A 1,738-nucleotide genomic window follows, 5' to 3' on the forward strand; every position below is an offset into this window, starting at 1 on the left:
GCTGCCCGCGGCGGCCGACGTGATCCTCGTCGGCTCCCCGCACGCCGACCCCGCCCAGGCGAAGGCGCTCGACGCGCTCCTCGACGCCCACCCGGACGCGCTCGTCGTGTGCCTCGGCTGGCCCGCCGGGCCCGGCGACCTGCCCCGCGCCCGGCGGATCGTGTTCACGTACGGCGACGCGCGCCCCAACGCCCGGGCCCTCGCGGACCTGCTCACGGGCGCGTGAGGAGGTACCGGCCCGCCCGGCATGCGACCCAAGTGAATCCGTGCACAAGCGACCGCCTAGCATGAACGCCGTGCCGAAAATGACTGCCGCGCACCTCTCCGAGGCCGCACGCAATCCGCTCGCCTTCATCGCCGCCCGCTACACGCCGCGTCAGCGGACCGTGGAGCGGGCCGCGCTGCTCGCCCTGATGATGACCGTCGTCATCGTCGTGACCGGCGGCGCGGTGCGGCTCACCGGTTCCGGGCTCGGCTGCCCGACCTGGCCGCAGTGCACGGACACCTCGCTCACGACGACGCGTGAGATGGGTTTCCACGGGGTCATCGAGTTCGGCAACCGCATGCTGACGTACGTGCTGTGCGCCGCCGTCGGCTGGGCGATCATCGCCGCGCGCGCGGCGAAGCCGCGCCGCCGCTCGCTCACCCGGCTCGGCTGGGCGCAGTTCTGGCTCGTCATGGGCAACGCGGTGCTCGGCGGCATCGTCGTCCTCGTCGGCCTCAACCCGTACACGGTCGCCGCGCACTTCCTGCTCTCCTCGGCGCTCATCGCGATCGCCGCGCTCATGTGGCAGCGCAGCCGCGAGGGCGACGCGGCGCCGCGCCCGCTCGCCGGGCCCAAGGTCGTCCGCCTCGCGTGGGTCCTCGTCGTCGTGACGGCGCTGCTCATCGCGGTCGGCACCCTCGTCACGGGGACGGGCCCGCACGCGGGCGACTCCTCGGACGTGCCGCGCATGTCCCTGGAGTGGCTCGGCGGCTGGACGGGCACCGCGCGCGTCCATGCCGCCCTCGCCTGGGCGACGTGCCTCCTGACGGTCGCGCTGTGGGGCGTCCTGAAGGCGGTCGACGCGCCCGCGGGCCCGCGCAACAAGGCGGGCATCCTCTTCCTGGTCCTCATGGCCCAGGGCGCCATCGGCTACGTGCAGTACTTCACCGACCTGCCCGAGGTCCTCGTCGGCGCCCACATGCTCGGCGCGACCCTGGTCTGGATCGGCGCCCTGCGCGTCCTCCTCGCCCTGCGGGAGCGCCCCGGCACGGAGCCGGGCGGCGAGCCGCTGCCGCACCGGGAGGCTGCGGACGCCTCGCGGCTGACGGCGGCCTGACCGCCCGCGCGGGTCACTCCTCCAGCCCGTACACCCTGCGCGCGTTCCCGGCCCCGAGCAGCCCCGCGACCCGGTCCGCGTCCCGGGCGCTCCACGCACCCTCGACGACCCACGCCCCGAGCACCCGGCCCAGCGCCTCGCGGAACTGCCGGGCCGCGACGACGTGCAGTTCGGGCAGCCCGCGCGCGCCGCTCGAATAGAGGAGCTTCCCGAACGGGGCGAGTTCCAGGAACTCCGCGAGCAGCCCGGCGGCCCGTGCGCCGGTGCCGCTGAGCGCGGGGCCCAGATCCACGTGGACGTGCGCGTGCAGGCCCGCGAGGCGGGCGGCCGGGCGGTGGTAGGGGTAGCCGGGGAGCAGGACGAGCGGGGTGCCGAGCCCGGCCGTCGCGGCGGCGAAGGCGGCGAGCGCGCCCGCT

Annotated in this window: 1 protein-coding gene and 2 pseudogenes; 2 read left to right on the top strand and 1 reads right to left on the bottom strand. The window is 75.8% G+C overall.

Translation table 11 applies throughout. From position 1 onward, the window contains the following. Nucleotides 1-226 (top strand): annotated as a pseudogene (locus tag G3I42_RS29035) (glycoside hydrolase family 3); the annotation flags it as partial. A 61-nt stretch (nt 227-287) separates the two neighbouring features. After that, nucleotides 288-1,322 carry a COX15/CtaA family protein gene (locus tag G3I42_RS29040; RefSeq protein ID WP_164290727.1) on the top strand — a complete coding sequence of 345 codons (1,035 nt, stop codon included), beginning with the start codon at nt 288-290 and terminating at the stop codon, nt 1,320-1,322. 13 nt (nt 1,323-1,335) lie between these two features. On the opposite strand, the pseudogene G3I42_RS29045 reads toward G3I42_RS29040, so the two are convergent. Continuing rightward, nucleotides 1,336-1,738: pseudogene (locus G3I42_RS29045) on the bottom strand (amidohydrolase); the annotation flags it as partial.

This window comes from Streptomyces sp. SID11385, from assembly GCF_010548245.1.
Taxonomy (GTDB): domain Bacteria; phylum Actinomycetota; class Actinomycetes; order Streptomycetales; family Streptomycetaceae; genus Streptomyces.

Coding starts and splice junctions, on each gene's coding strand:
- G3I42_RS29040 (WP_164290727.1), top strand. CDS start 288: ATGAACGCCGTGCCGAAAATGACTGCCGCGCACCTCTCCGAGGCCGCA.